Origin of the sequence: Rhodoferax sp. GW822-FHT02A01 (assembly GCF_038784515.1) — a bacterium.
Classification (GTDB): Bacteria; Pseudomonadota; Gammaproteobacteria; order Burkholderiales; family Burkholderiaceae_C; genus Allorhodoferax.
In genome coordinates this window covers 4,408,515-4,429,319 of sequence record NZ_CP152376.1, presented here as the reverse complement: position 1 = coordinate 4,429,319, position 20,805 = coordinate 4,408,515, and the positions used below count along the sequence as shown (strand labels likewise).

Here is a 20,805-nt window from a genome sequence, read left to right as displayed (position 1 = left end):
CTCTTCTTTCCATGCAGAAAATCATCGCGCAAATCGCGCAAGAAATCCGTGTTCGTCCCGACCAGGTTGCTACCGCTGTGGAGCTCCTGGACGGGGGCGCCACGGTTCCCTTTATTGCCCGCTATCGCAAGGAGGCCACCGGTGGCCTGGACGATATTCAGTTGCGTGAACTCGAAGCCCGCCTGAGCTACCTGCGCGAGCTGCGCGACCGCAAGCTGGCCGTGATCAAGAGCATCGAGGAGCAGGGCAAGATGACGCCGGTGCTGCTGGCCGCCATCGATGCCTGCCCGACCAAGCAGGAACTGGAAGACCTGTACCTGCCCTACAAACCCAAACGCCGCACCAAGGGCATGATTGCCCGTGAAGCCGGCATTGAGCCGCTGGCCGACAAGCTGTTTGCCAACCCCACGTTGGTTCCCGCAGATGAAGCGCAAGCCTTTGTGCTGAAGGAAAAAACCGAAGCTGGAGACGACTTCACCACCGTGCAGGCGGTACTGGATGGCGTGCGCGACATCCTGTCGGAGCGCTGGGCCGAAGACCCAGTGCTGGTGCAGGACCTGCGCGAATGGCTGTGGCAGGAAGGCTTGCTACAGAGCAAGCTGATCGAAGGCAAGGATGAGAACAACGCCGACGTCGCCAAGTTCCGCGACTACTTCGATTACGACGAACCCATTGGCCGCGTGCCTTCGCACCGCGCGCTGGCCGTGTTCCGTGGCCGGGCACAGGACATTCTGGATGTCAAACTGGTCCTGCCTGAGCCGCCCGTGACGGTGCCGGTAGCCGTTGCCGGTGCTGCCAAGACCCGCCCGGCACCGGTGGTGACACTGGCCGAAGGCCGCCTGGCACACAAGCTGGGCTGGAGCCATATGGGCCGCGCCGCGGATGACCTGATCCGCAAATGCGTGGCCTGGACCTGGAAGGTGAAACTCAGCCTGTCCACCGAACGCGATCTGTTTGCCCGTCTGCGCGAAGAAGCCGAAAAGGTCGCCATCAAGGTCTTTGCCGACAACCTGCGCGACCTGCTGCTGGCCGCACCCGCCGGACCGCGCGTGGTGATGGGCCTGGACCCAGGCATCCGTACCGGCGTCAAGGTCGCTGTGGTGGATGCCACCGGCAAGCTGGTGGAAACATCCACCGTCTATCCGCATGAACCGCGCAAGGACTGGGAGGGTTCGTTGCACACCCTGGGCGCCCTGTGCATGCGCCATGGCGTGAACCTGATTGCCATCGGCAATGGAACGGCCAGCCGTGAAACCGACAAGCTGGCGGCTGACTTGATCAAGCTCATGGCCAAGGGCAACGGCCCCGCCATCGACAAGGTGGTGGTATCCGAGGCGGGAGCCTCGGTTTACTCCGCCAGTGAATTTGCCTCGCAGGAAATGCCCGACGTCGATGTGAGCCTGCGCGGCGCGGCCAGCATTGCGCGGCGTCTGCAGGACCCGCTGGCCGAACTGGTCAAGATCGACCCCAAGAGCATTGGCGTGGGTCAGTACCAGCACGACGTCAACCAGAGCGCACTGGCCAAGTCGCTCGAATCGGTGGTGGAGGACTGCGTGAATGCGGTCGGTGTGGACCTCAACACCGCCAGCGTGCCGCTGCTCTCGCGCGTGTCCGGCCTGTCCGGCACGGTGGCCAAGGCGGTGGTGCGTTGGCGCGAAGCGCACGGCGCATTCAGCAGCCGCCAGGATTTGCTGCAGGTGACCGGCCTGGGCGCCAAGACCTTTGAGCAAAGCGCCGGTTTCCTGCGCATCCGTGGCGGCACCAACCCGCTGGACATGACCGGCGTGCACCCGGAAACCTATCCGGTGGTGGAGCAGATCATTGCCAAGGTGGGCAAGCCGGTGAACGAGGTCATGGGCCGCGCCGAAATGCTCAAGACCTTGCGCCCCGAGCTGTTTGCCAATGCGCAGTTCGGCGTCATCACTGTCAAGGACATCCTGTCCGAGTTGGAAAAGCCGGGACGTGATCCACGTCCGGACTTCAAGGTGGCCCGCTTCAACGACGGCGTGGAAGACATCAAGGACCTGAAAGAAGGCATGGTGCTGGAGGGCACGGTGAGCAATGTGGCCGCGTTTGGCGCGTTTGTGGATCTGGGAGTGCACCAGGACGGCTTGGTGCACGTGAGCCAGTTGGCGCACAAGTTTGTGAACGACGCGCGCGAGGTGGTCAAGACCGGAGACATCGTCAAGGTGCAGGTGGTGGAAGTGGATGTGGCGCGCAAGCGCATCGCACTGACCATGAAACTGGGCGCAGCGCCAGCGCGTTCGGCATCCGACAGGGCAGGGGACAACCGCTACCAGGGCCCGGCGCGTGGGGAGAGGCAGCAGGGGAGCCGTCGCGATGAAGGCTTCGGCGGTCAGTCCGCCATGGCCAGCGCATTTGCCAAGCTCAAGCGCTAGTCGGCTCGGCAAGGGCCGATTGCAGACCATAATGTTTGCATCTGTTCTTCCTGCGCCCTGAGTCCGATCACATGAATATCAACGCGTTGTTGGTTCGTCAGTTCAACCTGCCCAGCATCCCCAAGGTGGTGGCGCTGCTGTTGAATGAGCTGGATCGCCCGGAAGTGGACCTGAAGAAGGTCAACCAACTGATTGGCACCGACCCGGCTCTGACCACCCAGATATTGCGACTGGCCAATTCGGACTTCTTCAAGCTGGGCGGCCAGATCAACAGCGTCTCGGAAGCATTGGCCCTGCTGAACCTGTCACTGGTGCGCACCATGGCCCAGGAGGCCGCGCAGATCGCCTCGGTCAAGGCGGTGCCCGGCATCAACCTGCAGCGCTTCTGGGACTACAGCCTGAATGTGGCGCGTGTTTCCCGCGCCCTGGCGCGCGTGGTCAAACTGAACCAGCAGGCCGCTTTTACCTGTGGGCTGATCCACGCCATCGGTGAGCTGGCCATGCATCTGGCCATGCCGGAGGCTACCGCCTTGCTGTCCGAGCGGTTCGATCCGTTTGACATGCGCCGCGCGCAGTCTGAGCGCAATACCTTTGGCTATTGCTACGCGACGGTGGGTGCCGGCTTTGCCCGCATGTGGCACTTTCCGGATGCCATGGTCGACGCGCTGGAGCACCAGTACGCGCCGTTCGAGAACAATGTCTACGAACCCTTGGCCGGTGTGATCCATCTGGCGTCCTGGCGCGCACGGGGCAAAGAAGCACGCATGAACGAGCGCGCCCTGGCCGTGACCTTTCCTGGCACCGTCGGACTGGCCCTGGGCCTGGACATCGATATGGTGTTGCAGCAGGACCCGTTCGACTGGGCCGCCCACGCCTAGGCAGCATGGCAGTTCGCGCACTGCAGATCTACGCCGGCCCCAAGGCGCTGACCCACATGGCCCGCAATGGGCTTTCCCCACACGATGTACACACCATCGCCGCGGCAGCCGGTGGCCCCAAGGGGCTGTTGCTGGGCCAGCTGGACCAGTTTGTCTTCGGTGACTGGCTGACGCAGTCTCAGCAACCGGTGGATCTGATTGGCGCCTCCATTGGCGCCTGGCGCATGGCCACGGCCTGTCTGGCGGATACCCGAGTCGGGTTTGAGCGACTGGAACATGACTACATTCACCAGCACTACGAAATCCCGCCGGGCCGCAAAAGCCCCAGCCCGGAGCAGGTGAGCGAAACCTTTGGCCACACCATTACCGCGTTCTATCAGGGCCGGGAAACGGATGTTGTCAGCCATCCGCGCTACCGGCTGCACGTCGTCACCTCGCGCGGGCGCCATCTGCTGCACACCGAGCACCGGTTGGGCACACCCCTGGGTTACCTGGGTGCCTTTGCCAGCAATGCGATGCACCGAAAGGCCATGGGTGCATGGCTGGAGCGCGTGGTGTTCTCCAGCCAGTCGGTTAGCGACCTTCCTTTTGCCACCGATGACTACCGCACGCGCCAGGTGGCCTTGACGCAAACAAATCTTCGCGCGGCACTGCAAGCCAGTTGCTCCATTCCCTTCGTGCTGCAGGCGGTGCACAACATTGCAGGTGCGCCGCCCGGTGCCTATTGGGACGGTGGCATAACCGACTACCACCTGCACCTGAACTATGCCGCGGCGCGGCCGCAAGGGGTGGTGCTGTACCCGCATTTCCAGAAGCAGGTGATCCCGGGCTGGCTGGACAAGCGCCTGCGGTGGCGCCACAAAGCCACTGCGTTTCTGGACACCGTGGTGCTGCTCGCGCCCCGGGCCGAATGGGTGCAGACCCTGCCCTATGGCAGGCTGCCTGATCGCAGTGATTTCCTGCGCTACGGGAACAACGTGGGCGCACGGGTGCGTGCCTGGTCCACGGTGACCGCCGCCAGCCTGCAACTGGCAGACGAGTTTGCACACTGGTTGCGCCGACCGGATATGGCGCAAGTTTTGCCTTTGTAATCCTGCACCTGCGCTCTACAATTTCGCCTCAATACACATGTTTGAGGGAGTTCGTATGCGCAATCACCTTGCTGCCTGGATTCTGGGTTCCGGCCTGCTGGCCACCACAGCCTTTGCAGCTACCGGCGAATACTGGGAAATCACCAACAAGATGGAAATGCAAGGCATGGCCATGCCCGGTATGACCAACAAGGTGTGCATGGCCAAAGGCACCGAGAGCGACCCCCGCAGCAGCACCGACAAAGATTGCGAAATGACCGACATGAAGGTGTCGGGAAACAAGAGCTCCTGGAAGATGCGCTGCACCAAGAACGGTGAGGTGATGACCGGCAGTGGCGAGATGAGCGCCACGCCGGACCGCACCGAGGGCACGATCCACTTCACCACCGCCAAGACTGGCACCATGACCATGAGCTTTGTCAACAAGCGCGTTGGCGGGGCTTGCGATCCGGATGAAATGAAAAAGAAGATCGAAGCCCAGGTTGCCGCCAACAACAAGGAAATGGCCAAGATGTGCGAGGGCGCCACCACCAATCGCGAGTGGCTTAGCAAAGCGTCCATGATTGTGGGCAAGGACGCGATTTGTGCTGCCAAGAAAGACCAGTTTTGCGAGATCGTGAAGCGCGACGCGGGGCGTGATGTCGAGGTGTACTTCTCCATCAAGAATCCCCAGCCAGCCGTCAGTCAGGCCTGTGGCATCAGCCTGGATGCTGCAAAGAAGTCGCTGTGCAAATCCATAGACGCTGGCAATGCCGACTTCAACAAGCAGATGCGCGGTGACATGCGCTCATACAACGGCCAGCGCCTGCGCGCCGAATGCCCGGCCGAGATGAAGGTCTACGCTGAGCAAAGTCGCAAGCGCTATTGCGAGGGCCGCGGCTTCACGGAAAAGCAGCGCGTTTCGCTGGCCGATTGCCTCAAAGGTGGCTCCGGTGATGACCAGGCCATGAATACACCAGACCCGGATGAACCTGCCATGCCCACGTCCGGCGGCAAGCAGACAGCTTCCCAGTCGAGCACTCAGTCCACGCAGACCGAATCTGGCAAGTCCGGAGTCTCCATTCCCGGCCTGCCGGGAAATATTCCGGCAGACGCGGTGATTGACGGAGCCAAGAAGCTCAAGAATCTGTTCGGTTTTTGAGTGCCTGGGTTGCGCCAGTGGTTCGTGCTGCTCGGCCTGAGCCTGCTTGCAGGCTCGCAGGCGTGTGCGGCAGCTACCCCGACGCCATCGACTGAAGACCCTTTTCCTCAGGTTGCGCAGTCCTACCTGGTGGAGTTGGACGGCGAGCGGATCTGGCACCGCAATACGTCGCAGCGCCTGGCTCCGGCCAGCCTGACCAAGCTGATGACTGCCTTGCTGGTGTCCGAGCAGATGGCACCCGAAGCTCTGGTGCAGGTGGATGCTGCAGCGGCCAAAGAGACCGGAAGCAAGCTGGGACTGCGCTCTGGTGAAACCTGGCGCACGCACGACCTACTGGCGGCCGCACTGATTGCCTCCGCCAATGACGCGTGCAGAGCACTGGCGGATCAGGTGGCCGGAACCGAGACAGCATTCGTGCAGCGCATGAACCAGCGTGCCAAAGAGATGGGCCTACGCAACACCCGCTACGTCAACGCATGCGGCCACGATGCGCCCGGGCACTACGCCAGTGCAGAGGATTTGCGGGTGCTCGCCCTTGCCGTGATGAGGACCCCTCTATTGGCTACGTTGGTGGCACAAGAGCAGATGCAGATCACCAGTACGAACACCCAGCGGACCTTCGTGCTTGCTAACAAGAATGCGCTGATCGGTCGCTACGAGGGTACCGTGGGGATCAAGACCGGCACCACACCGCTGGCCGGCAAATGCCTGGTGGCTCTGGTGCGACGGGGCACGCACAGCGTGCTTCTGGTGCTGCTCAAAGGCAAAGACCGCTGGTGGGACGCGGTGGACATACTGGACATAGCCCTTGCACGTGCCAACACACCCTGATGCAGGCGGGAAACTCCCACGCGGCGCAGTAATCTGGCTGGGACTGTTGGTAGTGCTGATCTATGCCAGTTCGCAGGGGGGCGTCTTCCAGTTTGATGACTACAACGTCATCGTCGACCAGCCCGCAATACACAGCGGCTCGGCTTGGCTGGCCGACTGGGGCGAGGGCATACGACCCTTGCTCAAGCTGAGCTACCTGCTCAACTGGACTTCGGGCTGGGGAACCGTCGGCTTTCACTTGGTCAATATCCTGATTCACTTCGGAGCGGTGCTTCTGGTGTACCGCCTGTCGCACATACTGCTGCTTGCCAAAGGCATGGCCGATCAGCTGCCATACGCGCCCTGGCTGGCCGCAGCACTGTTTGCGCTGCACCCGGCCCATACCGAGGCGGTGACCTATATCTGCGGGCGTTCCTCATCGCTGATGGCCTTGCTGTTTCTGGCCGGCGTATGGAGCCACGCCACTGCGGTGTCTATGCATTCCACGGCGCTGCGCAAACTGTTGCCACCCTTGTTCATGGTCCTGGCCCTGAGCGTTAAGGAGACCGCCATGACATTTCCGCTGGCGCTGCTGCTATGGGATACGTTCAGCGGAATGGGCATCAAGGCCGCATTGAGAAAGGCCTGGCGGAGCTGGGCCGTGTTGCTGTTGGCCGCATTCTTCTTCCTGCTCAATACCGCTTACCGGGAAGCGATGTGGCGCAGCCTGGAGTTCAATTCGCTCCCGGGCAACTTGGCCACGCAGCTCACTGCACTGCTGTATCTGGCAAGGCAGTGGGCAGTGCCGCTGTGGCTCAATATCGACCCCGACCTTCCCGTGCAGCATGACTTTGCGCACGCATTGCCGGGCTTGGCCCTGCTGTTGGCGTCTTTTGCGGTCCTGCTGTACGGTTGGCACTCCAGGTCAATACCGGCCTTCGCAGTTGCATGGGCCTTGCTGGACTGGATGCCTTTGTACCTGTTTCTTCCACGGCTCGATGTGGCCAATGATCGCCAGTTGTATCTGGCCACCTGGCCTTTGGGTCTGGCTCTGGTGGTGGAGTTGCAGAGCCGACTATCGCAACGCATTGCAATGGGCGTAGCCGCTGCGCTGCTGCTCGCCGGTGCGGTGCTGACGGTGCAGCGGAATCAGGACTATCGCAGCGAAATTGCCCTGTGGGAGCAGACGGTTGCGCTGTCCCCCGGCAAATCAAGGGCGCATAACAACCTGGGGTATGCCTATATGGAAGCGGGCCGCACGGCGGATGCGCGGCGCGAATACCTGCAGGCGCTGCGGCTGGACGCTGGCAATGTCAAGGCGCGCCTGAATTTGCGGCGCATGAACGCGGCAAGCGCTTCACATTGAGGCGGCCAACATCTCGCGGTACTGATCGGGTGTCGCAATACGCGGATTGGTCTTGTGGCAGTGGTCGGCCATGGCCCCCTGGATTACGGCATCCCACTGTGCCTCGGTCACACCCATGGCGGTCAGACCGTTGGGCAGGCCCAGACGGGCATTCATGTCCTTGATGGCTGCACCTATGTCAGCCGCATTGCTCAAGCCCATGGCATGTGCCATGCGCTGCAAACGGTGGTCCTTTTGCATGGACGGCGCCGATGCGTTGAAGGCAATGACGGCCGGCAGGAATACCGCATTGAGCGTGCCGTGGTGCAGTCGCGGGTTGACGCCGCCCAGGCTGTGGCTGAGCGAGTGCACGCAGCCCAAGCCTTTCTGAAACGCCATGGCGCCTTGCATGGACGCGCTCATCAGGTTCAGCCGCGCTTCACGGTCTGCGCCGTTGTGGGTAGCCGGCTCGATGTGGGCCCAGGCGCGCTGCAATCCATCCAGTGCGATACCGTCCGCAGGTGGGTTGAATGCGGGCGCCATGAAGGTCTCCATGCAGTGGGCAATGGCGTCCATGCCGGTAGCCGCAGTCAGCATGGGCGGCAGTCCGAGCGTGAGTTCCGGGTCGCAGATGGCCGCCTTGGGAACCAGATGCCAGGAGTGAAAGCCCAGTTTGCGGTGGTCTTCCACGATGATGATGGCGCCGCGCGCCACTTCGCTGCCTGTGCCACTGGTGGTGGGTACCGCAATCAGCGGTGCCACTTTGTCCGAGATGCGGGGTGAGCCGCCTTCGATGGTGGCGTAGTGGGTGAGGGGGCCTTCGTGCGTGGCTGCGATGGCCACGCCCTTGGCGCAATCAATGGCGGAGCCACCACCCACGGCAATCAACCCATCACAGCGCTGCGCCCTGAACACATCCACTGCCGCACGCACCGCACTCTCTGTAGGGTTGGACGGTGTCTGGTCAAACACCGCGCAGTCCACGCCTTGCAGCGCATCCAGTGCCTTTTGCAGAATACCGGCAGCCTTGACGCCCTGGTCGGTCACGATCAGGGGGCGACTGATGCCCACACGCTGGCACTCGGACTTGAGCAGCTGTATCGCGCCAAAATCAAACTGGACCTGGGTGATGTAATAGATAAGTGACATGGTGGAACTGCCTGCTTGCCCGTGTAGGATGACCGCCAGACTGTAACAAGCTTGCCCACGGCCAGGCACTATGACAAACCATCACCGCAACCCGCTTTCGCTGCTCACTCCCACCATGCACAAAGTGCTGGAGCGCATGCACCGCGTGCAGAAGATCCCCATGCACGCCATGACGCCGCAACAGGCCAGGCAGGCCTATGCCGGTGCCGCCGATGTGCTGGAGATACCCGCGCAGGCACGCGACCGGGTGGAAGATTTCACCGTGATGGCACGCGACGGTTTTGCCATTCCGGTGCGGCTGTACGCACCCACCGGCAGCAATCTGCCGGTGCTGGTGTACTTTCATGGCGGAGGCTTCACCATCGGCAGCATCGCCACACACGACGTGTTGTGCCGGCGCCTGAGCTGCCTGGCCCATTGCGCGGTGCTGTCGGTGGACTACAGGTTGGCACCAGAACACAAATTTCCGACCGCGCAGGACGACGCCTGGGACGTACTGCGCTGGGCGTCCACCGCCGGGGCCGAGCGCGGGCTCGACAGCAGTCGAATTGCCGTAGGTGGAGACAGTGCAGGGGGTACTTTGGCCGCGGTATGTGCTATTCAAGCGCGCGACGAGCAAGTGCCATTGGTATTGCAACTGCTGTTCTACCCTGGCACGGCCGGCCATCAGGACACGCCTTCGCACCAGCGCTTTGCCAAGGGCTTTGTGCTGGAGGAGCCCCACATCACCTACTTCTTTGAACTGTACATTCGCGGCCCACAGGATCGTGACGACTGGCGTTTTGCTCCACTGGATGGACGCACGCCAGATGGCTACGAAGCCGATCTCAGTGGTGTGGCCCCGGCCTGGCTGGGTTTGGCCGAATGTGACCCGTTGGTGGATGAGGGCGTTGCCTATGCCGACCGGCTACGCATGGCCGGTGTCCCCGTCGATATGGAAATCTACAAGGGAGTGGTGCACGAATTCATCAAGATGGGGCGTGCCTTGCCGGAAGCGGCGCAAGCGCACGCAGATGCAGCCAGAGCGCTGCGCAGCGCCTTCGGTCTTTGATTGATTAAAAGCCCAGAGAGGCCAGCAAGTCGTCCACGTCGGTTTGTTGCAAGGCTTTGTCTGCTGTCTGGGGGCCGTGCAGGACATGGGTGTCCACCGTGGCGGGTTCAGTTTCTTCGGGGACCGCAGGTTGTTCTGGTGAACTATCGACCAGCAATTGAACCAATTGCAATTCGGTCTTGGTGATGATGTCGATGACCTTCTGGATCACCTGACCGGAAAGATCCTGAAAGTCCTGCGCCATCATGATGTCGCTGAGTACTTCGCTTTGCTGTTCAGCAAACTTGGACGTGCTTTGCGCAAACTTGCCACAGGTCACCATCAGGCCGCGGGCCATGTCGACATTCATATTGGGATTGGCAGCCAGGCGGGTCAGGGACTCCCCCAGCTGGATTCCACGGGTCTGAAGATCGTTGCACTCCGGTTTGGCCTTTTCGACCAGCGTCAACACTTTGTTGGCAGCGTCTTCAGTCATTTTGCCGACATAGGCCAGACGATCACGTGCGTTGGGTATTTCCTGGACGATGTTCTGCAGATTGTTGTTGCCCAGTACCGTCAGCGCTTCATGCATTTCACGGGTGATGGCGCCCAGGCGGGCAAACGCTTCTTCTTTTGAGAGAGGTGTTGACATTATTTTTGCCGTTTGAGATGTGTGACGTGGCTGGCTGACATTATGAAACCGAAGTCAGCCCCCAACTGGCAAACGCCACGCAGTTTTATCGACTTTGCACGGCCTAAATATCTTCCATCAGCTCATAAGGTAAAGGAAGGAGCTCCAGCAAAGCACCGGTGGCCGATTCCAGGTGCAAGCTGCCGGAAGCCAATGCGGACAACTGCAACGAAATGATGGCATCCCATCCGCCTTCCGGGCTGATGGCGGCCTGCACCACCAGACCGACCGGCTGGGTGGCATCTTCGCTGTGGAAGATTTCCTGACCCGAGGCCAGGGCGGTCGCGCTGTGGACCAGCATGGCACGGCGCTTGAGCGTGCCACGGAACTGGCTGCGGGCCACCACTTCCTGGCCTGGGTAGCACCCTTTCTTGAAGTTCACACCGCCCACGGATTCGTAATTCAGCATCTGCGGCACAAAGGCCTCAAACACAGGCTGGCTCAGGGTTGCCACGCCGCTGCGCACCTCACCCCAGATCCAGGTTTCCAGCGCCAGGGCTTCACCCGCCGGTGGCTGGGTTCCGTTGGGGGCGATCCAGAGTTGGCGCTCCACGCCCAGCGCGGGGTACAGCTGGACGACGGTTGCGTCTGCGCTGTGGGTCAGGACCCAAGCCGGCTGCCCAGCTGCCAAAGTGGCCTGTCCAGCCAGCCCGTACAGCGCGAAGCTGTCACTGGCATCCGTCAGTTTGGCCTTGGCTCTGAGCACAAACATGGACAGGCGTTTGAGTGTGGTGGCCAGCAAATCGCGGCTGCACACCAGTAGCACCTCGGTCGGACTGCGTTTGAAACCGATGAAGCTGGCCTGCATGCGTCCCTTGGCCGAGCAAAACGCAGCCAGGCGCGCCTGGTCCAGGCCCAGCAGCGAAAAGTCCTGGGTAAGCTGACCATGCAGAAATTTGGCAGCATCCTCGCCCTCCACACGGATCACGCCCAGATGGCTGAGTTGCGCAACGCCGTTCAGCTTGGCTGCGGAGTCAACAGAAGAAGAGGTCGGTTGGGTGGTCGTGTTCATGTGTCCATTATGATTCCCCTCATGTTTTCCCACTTGGTTTAGGGCCGTGCGCTTTGTTTTTTCTTTGTTAGTTGCTGCGGCTTTGGGATTGGGCCTGTGTGGTTATGTCTGGATCAACAGTTCCATGGACCTGACGGCTGACTCGGTGGATTTATCCATCGAACCCGGCTCCAATCCGCGCGATGTGGTTCAACAGGTGCAGCAGGCTGGCGTTTCCGTCAATGCATCACTTCTGTACTGGTGGTTCCGCCTGTCCGGCCAAGCACGCCAGATCAAGGCGGGCAGCTATGAGCTGGACCGCGGCATCACGCCTGAGCGCCTTCTAAGCAAGCTGGTGCGCGGCGAAGAAGCCTTGCGCAGTGTCACCTTGGTGGAAGGCTGGACCTTGCGCCAGGTGCGGGATGCCCTTCGCAAGGCGGACCAACTGAAGCCCCTTACCGCAGACCTGACGCCGGACGAACTGATGCAACAGGTCGGCAAACCCGGGGTGCCGGCAGAAGGGCGGTTCTTTCCGGATACCTATACCTATTCCAAGGGCAGCACGGACTTGGCCTTGCTGCAACGCGCCGCGCGCGCCATGGACAAAAAGCTGGAGGCCGCCTGGGCTCAGCGCTCTGCGCAAAGTCCGCTCAAGTCTCCCCAGGAGGCGTTGACACTCGCCAGCATTGTGGAAAAGGAGACTGGCAGGGCCAGTGACCGCCCCCAGATTGCCGCTGTCTTCTCCAACCGCCTGCGCATTGGCATGCGCTTGCAAACCGACCCCACTGTTATATACGGCCTGGGCCAGGGCTTTGACGGGAACCTGCGCAAGGCGGATCTCCAAAACGATACGCCATGGAATACCTACACCCGCACGGGCTTGCCACCTACGCCGATTGCCATGCCGGGGCGCGGCGCGTTGTTGGCGGCAGTGCAGCCGGCGACGTCCAACGCGCTGTATTTTGTTGCCCGCGGAGATGGCAGCAGTGAATTCAGCGCCACACTGGACGAGCACAATCGGGCAGTCAACAAATACCAACGCGGGCAGCAATGAGCGGAACCTTTATCAGTTTTGAAGGCATCGACGGGGCCGGCAAGTCCACCCACATCGAGCGGCTGTCCCAAGCTTTCAAGGCCCAGGGAAAGGTTGTTACCTTGACCCGGGAGCCGGGTGGAACTCCTTTGGCTGAACGCTTGAGAACCATGGTGCTCAACGATCCGATGGATGCCATGACCGAGGCCTTACTCGTATTCGCCGCCCGCCGCGACCACATCGTCGAGGTCATCCGACCAGCCTTGGCGCGTGGCGAAGTGGTGCTGTGTGACCGCTTCACCGATGCGACATTTGCCTACCAAGGTGGCGGGCGCGGTTTTGATTGGGGGGTTCTGGAGCGTCTGGAGCAATGGGTGCAGGGTGGTGACGTGCTGCTTCAGCCCCATTTGACCATCTGGTTCGACCTTCCACCCGCAGTGGCCGCTGCTCGGCTGGCGTCCGCACGGGTGCCGGACAAGTTTGAGGCCCAATCTGGCGCTTTCTTTGAAAAAGTGGCCGCCGCCTATGGTCGCCGCTGTGCTTCCGATCCCCAACGCTTTGCCCGTATCGACGCCAACCTGACGCCTGATGCGGTCTGGGAACAGGTGATTGCCTCGGTGCGCATAAAGGCGCTGCTGCCATGACCGAGCAGATCGATCTGCCCCCGCCCTGGATTGCATCGCAAACCCGGCAACTGTTGACCCAACAGGGCCACGCCTGGCTGTTGCACGGTCCCTCGGGCCTAGGGCAATACCGACTGGCACTGGAATTGGCCCGTGCCTGGTTATGCGAGAGCCCGAGCGACCATGGTGCCTGCGGCCAGTGTTCCAGTTGCCACGCCATTGCGGTGCGTACCCACGCCGATCTGTGCGTACTCATGCCGGAGACCACCATGATGGAGTTGGCCTGGCCATTGAGTGAAAAAGCGCAGGCTGAGATTGATGACAAGAAGCGCAAGCCCAGCCGGGAGATCCGCATCGACGCCATGCGCGACGCCATCGAGTTCTCGCAGCGCACCAGTGCGCGTGGCCGCGGAAAGGTTGTGCTGGTTTATCCGGCAGAGCAGATGAACGCGATTACCGCCAATGCCTTGCTCAAGACTCTGGAAGAGCCAGCCGGCGATGTGCGCTTTGTTCTGGCTACCGAGTCTTCGCACCAGCTATTGCCAACCATTCGCAGCCGCTGCCTGGGCCATGCCATGGTCTGGCCCGAGACCACCGTGGCACAGCAATGGCTGCAAAGCCAAGGGGTGGACGTGGCCCAGACTTCCAGCCTGCTCAAGGCTGCTGGTGGCCGTCCGGAAGACGTCTTGAGTTTGCAGGCTTCTGGCCGTCGTGCGGAAGATTGGCAAAGATTTCCGCAGGCGATGGCCGCAGGGGAAACAGCGTTTGTGAAAGATTGGTCTGTTCAGCACCTGGTCGACGCGCTACAGAAGCTTTGCCACGACACTTTGTGTGTGCTTCAGGGGGCTGAGCCGCGCTTCTTTGATCTCAAACGCCCCGACTCGGCCCACGCGCCGTCACTGGCTGCGCTTTCCCGTTGGGCGGCGGCATTGAAACAAAGCCGCAGCACGATGGATCATCCATTCAATGCCGGGCTGATGCAGGAGGCGCTTGTGGAACAAGCCAGAACGGCCCTAAACTCAGCTCACTGAAGAATATCCATGGCCACTGAATCCGTATCCCCCCGCCCCAGCGTCATCCAGCTTTCCATTAAGGAGCGGGCTGCCCTGTACGCAGCCTACATTCCCGCCTTTGCGGACGGCGGTATCTTCATTCCCACCACACGGGATTACGCCTTGGGTGACGACGTCTATGTGCTGCTGTCCCTGCCCGATGACATGCAGCGCTACCCGGTCGCCGGCAAGGTGGCCTGGGTCACGCCGGCAAGGGCTGCTGGTGGTCGCACGCAGGGGGTGGGAATCACCTTCCCCAAAGACGAGAAGAGCAGGGCGCTCAAGCTCAAGATTGAAGAGATTCTGGGTGCCCACATGGCGTCCGAACGACCAACGCAGACCATTTGAGTGTTTACCGATTCCCACTGCCATCTGACCTTTCCCGAGCTCGTTGAATCGCTGGACACTATCCGGCAGGCCATGTCGGACGCCCAGGTTACACGGGCCCTGTGCATCTGCACCACGCTGGAAGAGTTTCCACAAGTTCATCAACTGGCCACCCAATACGACAATTTCTGGGCCAGTGCCGGTGTGCACCCGGATAACGAGGGTGTGGCCGAACCCAGTCTGCAGGACCTGCTACATCTTGGCGCACTGCCCAAGGTGATAGCCATTGGCGAAACCGGTCTGGACTATTACCGCCTGAATGGACGCAGCATCGTCGACATGGAGTGGCAACGGGAGCGGTTTCGCACGCATATCCGTGCTGCACGCCAGTTGCGTAAGCCCCTGGTCATCCATACCCGCAGTGCCTCCGATGACACCTTGGCATTGCTCAAGGAGGAGGGTGAAACTGGTGGTTCTGATTGCGCGGGTGGCGTATTCCATTGCTTCACAGAAACCATGGAAGTCGCCAAGGCGGCACTGGACCTGGGCTTTTACATTTCCTTTTCCGGCATCGTGACTTTCAAGACTGCAGGCGATTTGCGGGAAGTGGCCGCCATGGTGCCGCTGGATCGCATGCTTATCGAGACGGATAGCCCCTATCTGGCGCCTGTGCCATTTCGTGGGAAGACCAACAATCCGTCTTATGTTCCCTATGTAGCGAAACAGCTGGCTGCGGTTAGAAATGTGCCTGTGGAAATCATTGCCAAGGCCAGCAGCGATAATTTTTCACGCCTATTCCGCGTTTGATATCTTGATGCATTACCTTAAAAGGTTCTTGTATCTATATGTTTTTGTTGTATTTTCATGCGCGCATGCCGGATCCTATGAGGACTTCTTCGTTGCGATCACGCATGACAACACCCACGAACTCAAGGCGCTGCTTGCGCGGGGCATTGACCCCAACACGGTAAACCCCGAAGGTCAATATGCGCTACTGGTAGCGCTTAGGCAAGACTCCTTTGCCGCAGCTCAGCTGCTGATATCCCAACCATCCACCCTGATCGAAGTCCGCTCCAACAAAGATGAGAGTCCTCTGATGCTGGCTGCGCTCAAAGGCCAGACAGCCATCTGCCGACAATTGCTGGATCGCGATGCCGACGTGAATAAGACAGGCTGGACCGCATTGCACTATGCCGCGACTGGCGGTCATCCCGAGATCGTCCGGCTTTTGCTGGACCATTACGCCTATATCGATGCTGAATCTCCAAACGGAACCACACCTTTGATGATGGCAGCCATGTATGGCAACGCAGATACGGTTCAAGTGCTGCTGGATGCCGGTGCTGACGTCACAGTGAAGAATGCACAAGGCCTATCCGCCTTGGAGTTCGCACAAAAAAATCAGAATGCATCCACCGTGCCGGCCATTTTGGCGGCCATACGGGCAATCAACAGCAAGGCCGGGTGGTGAATGTGAAGTAACGATTGCTTCATACGATGTATATTATGTTAATAAATAAATACGAACAATGAAGCTCATGTGACCTTGAACTGAATCGTTGGCACGGTGGGATCCGCGAACGAAGCTCCCAGGGCCAACTCTCCACTGCCGTGCAGCACACACTCCTCACGCCGCAGCAACACGTCACCACCTTTGGATCCAGCAAATCGGATCCAACTGCCATAGCTGCTGAGATCGACCAGCACCACGCTGCCGTTTCTCCATTCCAGTCGGGCGTGGGTTCGTGATACACGGGGGTCGTTGACCATGAAATCGACGTTGCGCACACGGCCGATGTGGGCCGGAAGCTCAAAGGACCGGAAACGCTTGGTCTGGCCCAGCCACTTCAGCTCGATTTCACGGCCCAGTACGTCGGACGCGCCATCTACGGCATCGGGATCCATGTCACCCTGCATGGTCAGGAATTCAGAGGCCTGTTCTTCCCGCCATTCAATCTGGTAAACGTTGACGGGCTCGGCGCGTCCACGGACGCTGATGGGGCCCAGCATGCGAAAAGTCACACCCTGAGCCTCGTTGACCCGTTGAAGCGAAGCGGAATCTGCCCAAATCTGGTGGGGACCGCACAGGTCGCACAACCGTGACGCGACGTTCACTGCATCTCCATAGCAGTCGTTGTCCACCATTTCCACATCACCGCTGGCCAACCCGATCCGAATGGGCAAAGTCGCCTGATGCGGAGAGCGCAATACCTGCTTGTGGTGCTCGCGCTGAAGTTCAACTACCGCCTTCACGGCACTCTCACCATCCGCGAAAAGTGCCAGCACACCGTCGCCTAGAGTCTTTACCACGCGCCCGTTGGATTGCTCACAATGGCGCACGATCCAGGCCGTTATTTGGGTAATGGTTTCGGTTGCCTGCGCATTGCCTAGGGCCTCGAACACGGCTGTGCTGCCATGCAGGTCCGTAAATACGACAGTGGCTGGAACACCCATTCCCGTTTATCCCGATACGTGGTTAAGTTGGGAGTTTAGAGCATTGAATCAGGCCGCAGAAGGAATACCTTCGTATGGCCGACATTCATCACGATTCGGGCAATTTTCCTCTTCATATATGGCCCCAGGCCATCAGGGCATCGCGCCCTTGCACCACCAAATCCACCTTGGCCCCAACTGGCAGCAGCACTTTGGTCGGAACATGTCCAAAAGGTAGATTGCTGAGGACAGGGATTCGCAATTGGGACGTCAACCACTGCGTGACTGTACGCAGATTGAAGCCTTTGTCATGGGGTGTCAGCTTGTATTCGGTAAATTGCCCCAGTACGATGGCTTTCTGCCTGGCCAACACACCGCTGTGCAATAACTGGGTCAACATCCGCTCCACGCGGTACGGCGGCTCCGCCACATCTTCCAGGAACAGGACACCGCCCTTGACCTCGGGAAAGTAGGGAGTTCCCAACAGGGAGACCAGTACCGCCAGGTTGCCCCCCCAAAGCGTGGCACTGCTACAGCCCCATTCTGCAATTTGATCCGAGCGGTTCCCTGCAGGCAGTCGCCACCCAGCGCCCTCGCCTTGCCCCAGCAAAAGGTCCTGAAAGCAGTCTTCCATGATGTCATCGGGAAGCGGATCGGCACCAAAGCCTTCACATACGGCAGGCCCAGCCCATGACACCGCGCCGGTTTTCTTAAGGAGCGCCAATTGCAGCGCAGTGAAATCACTGATGCCAACGAAGTGGGTCCCACCCTTGATCGCTTTGGAAATTGCCTTGTAGGGAATGCGATCCAGAATCCGGGTCAGCCCATAACCCCCGCGCGATATCAGCGCCACATCGGCGCCGCTGTCTGCCGCACGCTGAATGGCTGCCACGCGCGTGTCATCGTCGCCGGCAAAGCGCATATGGCTGCGCAACGCATCGGAGTCCACCTCCACTTCATGCCCCAGTGTCTTGAGACGTTTGACGCCGCGGCGAAAAGCTGCCTTGTCTCGCACAGCTCCCGAAGGGGAATAGATGTAGATATGTTTTTTCACCGGATCATTATCGGTTAGCTCGTCACTTGGAAATCCAGGCTCGCTCGCCAGCGCGGTGACCTGCGTCGGGATATGGTGCCTGCCACGCACTGTATTCAACAGATGTGACATCTGGTGCCGACACGCTCTGCACAACGCAGCCGTCCACACGCCCCGGCAAACGTTTCGCGAGTTGATTTGCCAGCGCCAGTGTCGAAGGAGTTGCCATGGCGGTAACGCCGGTCAGGTCCAGCCTCTCCACCAGCTCCACCAATGACTGCGCATGAAAGTCGAAAGAGTGAAAGTCCGCACGCTTGGGTTTGTCGCTCTTGCCAAAACCGATCAGATCGGGGACCACCACGCGCAGCCCCTGCCCTATTCCTTTGGCAATCAGCTCATGCAATGAATAGCTCCATCCAGGTACGGGATGGAGCAGCAACCAAACCCGCGCGCCCGACCTTGGCCCCTCGTCAACGAAGTGCATTCGCAAGCCCGCCAGGCAGGGCAAATCGGATACGTAATGGGGATGCCATGGATACGACGGTAGACCGTCAAACCGGCCGTCCGGCGTGCGTAATGCATCCTCACGTAAGGGCTCAGCCAATTGGCGCTGCAGGGATCGCTTGTCGCGAAAGAACGCCTGCAACAACGATGTTGCTTGGGAGGCCATGACGCCGCCCTGCACGCTGGTCTGGTGGTTGAGCTGGCTTTGTGCAAACAGGTTCAGCACCGATCCGGCACAGCCGGTCTTGCTGTCGGGCGCGCCAAAAACGACGCGGCCGATCCGCGCATGCAATATGGCCCCGCTGCACATGGCGCATGGCTCCAGCGTCACATACAAGGTGCAATCGTCCAGCCGGTAATTGCCCAAGGTGTTTGCGGCTGCGCGCAATGCTGCGACTTCTGCGTGGGCAGTGGGGTCCGACGATCGAATTGGGTGGTTGCGCCCCGTTCCAATGACCACGCCATCCTTGACCACAACCGCACCCACCGGCACTTCACCCGCCGCAGCAGCCTCTGCGGCCAGTTGCAGCGCCAATTGCATGAAGTCCGTATCCTGCGGCTGCGCGGACGGGGACGCGGTCATGGTGTCAGGCGCTGCGGCTTATTCCCACTCGATGGTGGCGGGCGGTTTGCTGCTGACGTCGTAGGTGACCCGGTTGATGCCGCGCACTTCGTTGATGATGCGGCTGGACACTTTCTTGAGCAGCGCATAGGGCAGCTCAGCCCAATCAGCCGTCATGAAGTCACTGGTCTGCACGGCGCGCAATGCCACCACATAGTCATAGGTGCGGCCGTCCCCCATCACGCCCACGCTCTTGACCGGAAGGAACACGGTAAAAGCTTGGCTGGTGAGGTCGTACCAGCTCTTGCCAGTTGTTTCATCCACGAAATTGCGCAACTCTTCGATGAAGATGGCATCGGCGCGCCGCAGCAGGTCGGCATATTCCTTCTTGATCTCGCCAAGGATACGCACGCCCAGGCCTGGCCCGGGGAACGGGTGGCGGTACACCATGTGGTAGGGCAAACCCAGCGCCACACCGAGTTCACGCACCTCATCCTTGAACAGCTCGCGCAGGGGCTCCAGCAGCTTCAGGCCCAATTGCTCGGGCAGGCCACCCACGTTGTGGTGGCTCTTGATGGTGACCGCCTTCTTGCTCTTGGCACCGCCGGACTCGATCACGTCAGGGTAGATGGTGCCCTGCGCCAGCCAAGCCACATGGCGCGCCTGGTCATTCTTGAGCTTGGCTGCTTCGGCCTTGAATACTTCCACGAATTCACGGCCAATGATCTTGCGCTTGGCCTCCGGATCGCTCACGCCTGCCAGGTGCCCCAGGAACTGCGCTTCCGCATCCACACGCACGACCTTGGCATGCAGCTTGCCAACGAACATGTCCATCACCATGTCGCCCTCGTTCAGACGCAACAGGCCATGGTCCACAAAGACGCAGGTCAGCTGGTCCCCAATAGCGCGGTGGATCAAAGCTGCCGCCACGCTGGAGTCCACGCCACCGGACAAGCCGAGAATGACCTCCTCGTCGCCCACCTGTTCACGGATCTTGGCCACGGCTTCGGCAATGTAATCGCCCATGATCCAGTCGGGACGCACATTGCAGATGTCCAGTACGAAGCGCTCCAAAATGGCTGCTCCGCGCTTGGTGTGGGTGACTTCGGGGTGAAACTGCACACCATAGAAACGGCGCACTTCGTCGGCCATGCCGGCAATCGGGCAACTCGGAGTACTGGCCATCAGTTTGAAGCCGTGCGGCAGCTCGGTCACCTTGTCCCCGTGGCTCATCCACACTTGCAGCATGCTTTCGCCTTCAGATACATAGTCCTGAATGCCTTCGAGCAACGCGGTGTGGCCGTGGGCCTGCACGTCTGCATGGCCGAATTCGCGCTTGTGGCCACCTTGCACCATCCCACCCAACTGGTGTGCCATGGTCTGCATGCCGTAGCAGATACCCAGCACCGGAATACCCAGCTCAAAGGTCGCCTTGGGTGCCTTGTCGGTGGTCTCTTCGTACACGCTGGCATGGCTGCCCGACAGGATGATGCCCTTGAGCGAACCGTCCCGCGCATAGGCACGCAACCAGTCGTCGGTCACATCACAAGGATGCACTTCGCAAAAAACATGTGCCTCGCGCACACGGCGTGCGATCAGCTGCGTGACCTGCGAACCGAAGTCAAGAATGAGGATTTTCTGATGGTTGGACATATGGCCAGTTACCTAACAGTAAGAAAAATAAGTCAGCCGGCGCACGTGCATTCAGCCAGA

Annotated in this window: 20 protein-coding genes; 13 read left to right on the top strand and 7 right to left on the bottom strand. The window is 60.4% G+C overall.

Annotated elements, in window-relative coordinates:
• Window positions 1–11 precede the first annotated feature (11 nt).
• The 6 genes from AAGF34_RS20995 to AAGF34_RS20970 all read left to right on the top strand — a co-directional run bounded on the left by AAGF34_RS20995 (window position 12) and on the right by AAGF34_RS20970 (window position 7,685).
• Entirely contained in the window at window positions 12–2,399 is a 2,388-nt protein-coding gene (locus AAGF34_RS20995; RefSeq protein ID WP_342617654.1) for a Tex family protein, read from the top strand.
• A gap of 71 nt (window positions 2,400–2,470) precedes the next feature.
• The gene (locus tag AAGF34_RS20990) at window positions 2,471–3,277 is read left to right on the top strand and encodes an HDOD domain-containing protein (RefSeq protein WP_342617653.1); all 807 of its coding nucleotides are present in this window, start codon (window positions 2,471–2,473) and stop codon (window positions 3,275–3,277) included.
• A 5-nt stretch (window positions 3,278–3,282) separates the two neighbouring features.
• Entirely contained in the window at window positions 3,283–4,368 is a 1,086-nt protein-coding gene (locus AAGF34_RS20985) for a phospholipase (protein ID WP_342617652.1), read from the top strand.
• A 55-nt stretch (window positions 4,369–4,423) separates the two neighbouring features.
• Window positions 4,424–5,509, top strand: coding sequence for a DUF3617 family protein (locus AAGF34_RS20980; protein ID WP_342617651.1), 1,086 nt, complete (start codon window positions 4,424–4,426; stop codon window positions 5,507–5,509).
• Window positions 5,510–5,518: 9 nt separating this feature from the next.
• Window positions 5,519–6,340, top strand: a complete 822-nt coding sequence (locus tag AAGF34_RS20975; RefSeq protein WP_342617650.1) for a serine hydrolase — start codon at window positions 5,519–5,521, stop codon at window positions 6,338–6,340.
• Window positions 6,318–7,685 (top strand): tetratricopeptide repeat protein, encoded by a 1,368-nt coding sequence (locus tag AAGF34_RS20970; protein WP_342617649.1) that lies wholly within the window; start codon window positions 6,318–6,320, stop codon window positions 7,683–7,685. The genes AAGF34_RS20975 and AAGF34_RS20970 overlap by 23 nt, the downstream gene beginning before the upstream one ends.
• Here AAGF34_RS20970 and AAGF34_RS20965 read toward each other — a convergent pair.
• Window positions 7,677–8,813 carry an iron-containing alcohol dehydrogenase gene (locus tag AAGF34_RS20965; protein WP_342617648.1) on the bottom strand — a complete coding sequence of 379 codons (1,137 nt, stop codon included), beginning with the start codon at window positions 8,811–8,813 and terminating at the stop codon, window positions 7,677–7,679. The genes AAGF34_RS20970 and AAGF34_RS20965 overlap by 9 nt on opposite strands.
• A gap of 70 nt (window positions 8,814–8,883) precedes the next feature.
• Here AAGF34_RS20965 and AAGF34_RS20960 point away from each other — a divergent pair, with 70 nt between their 5' ends.
• A complete protein-coding gene (locus AAGF34_RS20960) occupies window positions 8,884–9,864 on the top strand; it encodes an alpha/beta hydrolase (protein WP_342617647.1) in 981 nt (326 codons plus the stop codon).
• A gap of 4 nt (window positions 9,865–9,868) precedes the next feature.
• Here AAGF34_RS20960 and AAGF34_RS20955 read toward each other — a convergent pair whose 3' ends face one another.
• Both AAGF34_RS20955 and AAGF34_RS20950 read right to left on the bottom strand, forming a co-directional pair.
• Window positions 9,869–10,495, bottom strand: coding sequence for a protein phosphatase CheZ (locus AAGF34_RS20955; protein ID WP_342617646.1), 627 nt, complete (start codon window positions 10,493–10,495; stop codon window positions 9,869–9,871).
• Window positions 10,496–10,598: 103 nt separating this feature from the next.
• Window positions 10,599–11,546 carry a folate-binding protein gene (locus AAGF34_RS20950; RefSeq protein WP_342617645.1) on the bottom strand — a complete coding sequence of 316 codons (948 nt, stop codon included), beginning with the start codon at window positions 11,544–11,546 and terminating at the stop codon, window positions 10,599–10,601.
• A gap of 88 nt (window positions 11,547–11,634) precedes the next feature.
• Between AAGF34_RS20950 and mltG the strand changes: the two genes are divergently transcribed.
• From mltG to AAGF34_RS20920, 6 genes are read left to right on the top strand one after another with little or no spacing between them, the layout of a single operon-like run.
• A complete protein-coding gene (gene mltG, locus AAGF34_RS20945; protein WP_342621148.1) occupies window positions 11,635–12,579 on the top strand; it encodes an endolytic transglycosylase MltG in 945 nt (314 codons plus the stop codon).
• Window positions 12,576–13,202 carry a dTMP kinase gene (gene tmk, locus AAGF34_RS20940; RefSeq protein ID WP_342617644.1) on the top strand — a complete coding sequence of 209 codons (627 nt, stop codon included), beginning with the start codon at window positions 12,576–12,578 and terminating at the stop codon, window positions 13,200–13,202. Before mltG ends, tmk begins: the two co-directional genes overlap by 4 nt.
• Window positions 13,199–14,212 carry a DNA polymerase III subunit delta' gene (locus AAGF34_RS20935; RefSeq protein WP_342617643.1) on the top strand — a complete coding sequence of 338 codons (1,014 nt, stop codon included), beginning with the start codon at window positions 13,199–13,201 and terminating at the stop codon, window positions 14,210–14,212. Before tmk ends, AAGF34_RS20935 begins: the two co-directional genes overlap by 4 nt.
• 9 nt (window positions 14,213–14,221) lie before the next feature.
• Window positions 14,222–14,581, top strand: coding sequence for a PilZ domain-containing protein (locus AAGF34_RS20930; protein ID WP_342617642.1), 360 nt, complete (start codon window positions 14,222–14,224; stop codon window positions 14,579–14,581).
• A complete protein-coding gene (locus AAGF34_RS20925) occupies window positions 14,582–15,367 on the top strand; it encodes a TatD family hydrolase (RefSeq protein ID WP_342617641.1) in 786 nt (261 codons plus the stop codon).
• A gap of 7 nt (window positions 15,368–15,374) precedes the next feature.
• Window positions 15,375–16,031: an ankyrin repeat domain-containing protein gene (locus tag AAGF34_RS20920; protein ID WP_342617640.1), complete on the top strand. Its 657-nt coding sequence runs from the start codon at window positions 15,375–15,377 to the stop codon at window positions 16,029–16,031.
• A 65-nt stretch (window positions 16,032–16,096) separates the two neighbouring features.
• Here AAGF34_RS20920 and AAGF34_RS20915 read toward each other — a convergent pair whose 3' ends face one another.
• The 4 genes from AAGF34_RS20915 to guaA form a co-directional block, all read right to left on the bottom strand.
• Complete coding sequence (locus AAGF34_RS20915; protein ID WP_342617639.1) at window positions 16,097–17,014, bottom strand: adenylate/guanylate cyclase domain-containing protein; 918 nt, start codon at window positions 17,012–17,014, stop codon at window positions 16,097–16,099.
• A gap of 112 nt (window positions 17,015–17,126) precedes the next feature.
• Complete coding sequence (locus tag AAGF34_RS20910; protein ID WP_342617638.1) at window positions 17,127–18,047, bottom strand: LD-carboxypeptidase; 921 nt, start codon at window positions 18,045–18,047, stop codon at window positions 17,127–17,129.
• Between the two features lie 22 nt (window positions 18,048–18,069).
• Window positions 18,070–19,113, bottom strand: coding sequence for a tRNA adenosine(34) deaminase TadA (gene tadA, locus AAGF34_RS20905; RefSeq protein ID WP_342617637.1), 1,044 nt, complete (start codon window positions 19,111–19,113; stop codon window positions 18,070–18,072).
• Window positions 19,114–19,131: 18 nt separating this feature from the next.
• Window positions 19,132–20,745: a glutamine-hydrolyzing GMP synthase gene (gene guaA / locus AAGF34_RS20900; RefSeq protein ID WP_342617636.1), complete on the bottom strand. Its 1,614-nt coding sequence runs from the start codon at window positions 20,743–20,745 to the stop codon at window positions 19,132–19,134.
• Window positions 20,746–20,805: the final 60 nt, after the last annotated feature.